The sequence below is a fragment of the Pokkaliibacter plantistimulans genome (assembly GCF_003194385.1).
Classification (GTDB): Bacteria; Pseudomonadota; Gammaproteobacteria; order Pseudomonadales; family Balneatricaceae; genus Pokkaliibacter; species Pokkaliibacter plantistimulans.
Genome location: NZ_LAPT01000169.1, coordinates 1 through 3,244, shown reverse-complemented (window position 1 = coordinate 3,244; position 3,244 = coordinate 1). Strand labels below are relative to the sequence as shown.

At 44.2% G+C, this 3,244-nt stretch carries 5 protein-coding genes and 2 pseudogenes; 6 read left to right on the top strand and 1 reads right to left on the bottom strand.

Going from position 1 to position 3,244, the window contains the following annotated elements:
* The 6 genes and pseudogenes from WH50_RS25255 to WH50_RS25235 form a co-directional block, all read left to right on the top strand.
* The coding region (locus WH50_RS25255) for an integrase core domain-containing protein (RefSeq protein WP_165838565.1) at positions 1–214 on the top strand (214 nt) is incomplete at its 5' end.
* Between the two features lie 28 nt (positions 215–242).
* Complete coding sequence (locus WH50_RS26735; RefSeq protein WP_207780486.1) at positions 243–467, top strand: SOS response-associated peptidase family protein; 225 nt, start codon at positions 243–245, stop codon at positions 465–467.
* A 15-nt stretch (positions 468–482) separates the two neighbouring features.
* Positions 483–899: pseudogene (locus WH50_RS26730) on the top strand (SOS response-associated peptidase family protein); the annotation flags it as partial.
* A 386-nt stretch (positions 900–1,285) separates the two neighbouring features.
* Positions 1,286–1,471 carry a hypothetical protein gene (locus WH50_RS25245; RefSeq protein ID WP_110190189.1) on the top strand — a complete coding sequence of 62 codons (186 nt, stop codon included), beginning with the start codon at positions 1,286–1,288 and terminating at the stop codon, positions 1,469–1,471.
* Between the two features lie 50 nt (positions 1,472–1,521).
* Positions 1,522–2,697, top strand: a complete 1,176-nt coding sequence (locus WH50_RS25240) for a reverse transcriptase family protein (protein ID WP_110190187.1) — start codon at positions 1,522–1,524, stop codon at positions 2,695–2,697.
* Positions 2,694–2,906 (top strand): retron Se72 family effector protein, encoded by a 213-nt coding sequence (locus tag WH50_RS25235; protein ID WP_110190185.1) that lies wholly within the window; start codon positions 2,694–2,696, stop codon positions 2,904–2,906. Before WH50_RS25240 ends, WH50_RS25235 begins: the two co-directional genes overlap by 4 nt.
* Before the next feature lie 137 nt (positions 2,907–3,043).
* Here the strand turns inward: WH50_RS25235 and WH50_RS25230 are convergent.
* Positions 3,044–3,244 (bottom strand): annotated as a pseudogene (locus WH50_RS25230) (IS3 family transposase); the annotation flags it as partial.

Genomic DNA, 3,244 nt, shown 5'->3' with positions numbered 1-3,244 from the left:
CTTATGGGATAATGCGCCTATGGAGCGGCTCTTTCGCAGTGTGAAAAGTGAGTGGGTACCGAAGTGTGGATACACCAGCCTGGATCAGGCGATCAAGGATATCGGTGACTACCTGATGAGCTATTACAACGAACAGAGGCCTCATTGCCACAACGGTGGTTTAACCCCGGTGATGAGGGAAAAAGAAGCTAAGAAGCTGTCCGGAAATAGTTGACCACTACATTTGACAGGGACGTCACCCCATGTGCGGCCGCTACAACCTGACCGATTCCCCCGTTGTTCGCCAGTTGATGGCAGACGTGGGGATGCCTCTGGATATGGCGGAGCCGCGGGAGAACATCGCGCCGGGGAGCTGGGGGCAGATTATCTGGGAGTCGGGGCAGGGCAGAGTGCTGTCGGAGGCGATGTGGTCGCTGCTGATTGAGCCTAAGCCTGACCGCCCTGGTTACCGCCCCGTGCCGAAGTAAAGCACCTTTAATGCCCGATCGGGCAATCTGGCCAGCGGCAAACTGTGGAAGGAGCCTTTCAGATACCACCGGGCGATTATCCCGGCGTCGGGGGTTTATGAATGGCAGGGCGAGCCGGGACATAAAACCCGCTATTACATTCAGCCGGTGGATCAGGCGATTGCCTTTGGTGGCTTGTACCGGCAGTGGGAGTTTGGCGGGGAGCGGGTGATGTCTTACAGCATTATCACCTTGCCGCTCCATCCGCGTTTCTCTCATATCCACGACAAGAGCATCCCGCTGATGCTCCAGCCTGTCGACTTTGATCTCTGGCTAGACCCTACCTTTTCTAACACCGATGCCTTTCAGCATTTGCTTAAGACTTGTGTGCCGGTGGATTTGAGGGTGGAGAGTCCTTTAACAACAGAAGTTGTATATAAAGGCTTGAATTAAAACTATTACGACATTCGTCTAATAGTGTTTTTTTGTGTTGACTTCTTTCTATATGAAAGAGTAATTTTGCTCGTGTAGCGGGTGTGCATCGCCCGTTTGCCTGCTCTTTTAAAAATTCAATTTTGCGTTGTCAGGGAATCGAAGCCTTCTTTAAAAAAGGCGATTTCTCGTGAGAGAAATCATGACCGGCCAGCTGCGATTATCTTGTTCCCGGGGTCCGCATTAGTTCTGAGATGCGGGCAGCACCGGAAAACAGGCGACAGTTGTCTGGAGTTCTGAGATGAAAGGTCTACTCAAGGTCAATTATTTTTTTAATCCCTGAATGCTTTGGAACGTGGTCTGGAGCCCTACTTTTGGGGCCATAACTAACGCAGAAGGAGCATGTTATGAATATTTCTATTCGTATTTCTATCGTAAAATTGAACAAGGGCAAATCCAATCCAACCGAGAGGGAGGTGCGGATTAAAAAGCAAATTGACCTGAGTAAATTGGCGGTAGTAGGGAAGTTTCTGCTACGTCAGTTAGTAACTTGCGCTGTTACATGGGTATTGAAACTATTCATTGACTCGTAATTACTGACCTTCATCTTGACCTAACTAAAAGATCAAGAGATCCATTGCCTATGGATAAACCTTACTACCCCTTTAAACCAATTGGATCTTTAGATGCACTTGCGACTACGCTTGGAGTGCACCCTAAGTTGCTAACTGACTTCTCGAATAAGGCGAATGATTCCTACGTGAAGTTTGAAATAGTAAGTAAGTCTAATAAAAGACGGACTGTCTATGAGCCTAAATTTGAATTAAAGAGACTTCAAAAAAGGATTAACTCTAGAATATTCGAAAAGGTGGAGTATCCAGTTTATTTGCATGGTGGAATCTCTGATGAAATAAACAAAAGAGATTACGTAGAAAACGCAAAGCTTCATGCCAAATCAAATACATTGATATGTCTTGATATAAAAGACTTTTACGGGAGTATTCTCCTTGATCATGTTTTCGATGTATTTAAAAATTTTTTTCACTTCCCCCCCGATGTGTCATCTCTGCTAACAAAGCTAGTCACTTTAAATGGTAATGTTCCCCAAGGAGCCTGCACCTCATCATATTTAGCAAACTTAGTATTTTTTAATTCAGAGTACAATTTGGTATCTAGATTCAGAGGAAGAGGGGTGACCTATAGTCGGCTTTTAGACGATGTTACATTATCTTCTAATGATAAATTGAGTGATACGCTGGTTCAAAAGTATATCGAAGAAGTCTCAAAGCTATTTGCTAAATACAGCCTGCATATAAAAAATAAAAAAACAAGAGTACATATTAAATCTGACCATTCAAAACCGTATGATGTTACTGGTTTATGGGTAGGGCACAGCTCTCCTAGATTAAGGAAGAGTGATAGGAGGAATATTCGACATGAAGTCTTCTTGTGTGAGAAGGAGTTTGAGTTTGATTCTACGTCCGAAAAATATCACAAACAATGGAATCGAGTTTCAGGATTAGTTGCAAAGATGCAACGCCTTCAGCATTCACAAGCTAAAATCTTAAGGCAAAGACTATCAAAAGTGTTGCCAACTTATAGTGACGCTGATGCAGCAGCAGTTATTCGCGATGCCAATAAAATTCTGAACGCAAAAAAGAAAGAGAACATGAAAATAGGTGAGTTAAATAGAATAAATAGAGTGCTATATTCATTAGGTATTCTTGGTAGAACTAATTCGGGCAAAGCCAAAAGCTTAGGTAAGAACATACGAGCCAAGTACAATAATTTACCTGGAAAAAGGGCATTTTGGGTATGAGCGAGCAGTTCGAGTATGGGACCGTTAGAGTATTTGATACATTCAAAGGCTTTGGATTTATTAGAAGGTCTGTAGGAAAAGATGTATTCTTTTTTTACACTGAAATAAACAATGAAGAAAAAGTTCTGGTTGAAGGTGATAGAGTTCAATTTATAGTTAGACCTCAACAAAAAGGCCCGAGAGCTTACGAAATTTCTAAAGTGTCTTGACGTTAAGTTTGACACTCCCCATCACCCCAACCTAAACTCCACCCCACTAGAACTCAAAGTGTAGTGGTCAACTATTTCCGGACAGCTTCTTAGCTTCTTTTTCCCTCATCACCGGGGTTAAACCACCGTTGTGGCGTGTATCCACACTTCGGTACCCACTCACTTTTCACACTGCGAAAGAGCCGCTCCATAGGCGCATTATCCCAGCAGTTACCACGCCGGCTCATGCTTTGAACCATCCGATACCGCCACAGCCGCTGGCGGTATTCCAGACTGCTGTACTGACACCCCTGGTCGGAGTGGAACATGACCCCTTGCGGCCGACCACGCAAGCGATA

Bases quoted from the DNA above. Each gene is read 5' to 3' on its own strand.
- WH50_RS26735 (WP_207780486.1), top strand. From the start codon at position 243: ATGTGCGGCCGCTACAACCTGACCGATTCCCCCGTTGTTCGCCAGTTG.
- WH50_RS25245 (WP_110190189.1), top strand. From the start codon at position 1,286: ATGAATATTTCTATTCGTATTTCTATCGTAAAATTGAACAAGGGCAAA.
- WH50_RS25240 (WP_110190187.1), top strand. From the start codon at position 1,522: ATGGATAAACCTTACTACCCCTTTAAACCAATTGGATCTTTAGATGCA.
- WH50_RS25235 (WP_110190185.1), top strand. From the start codon at position 2,694: ATGAGCGAGCAGTTCGAGTATGGGACCGTTAGAGTATTTGATACATTC.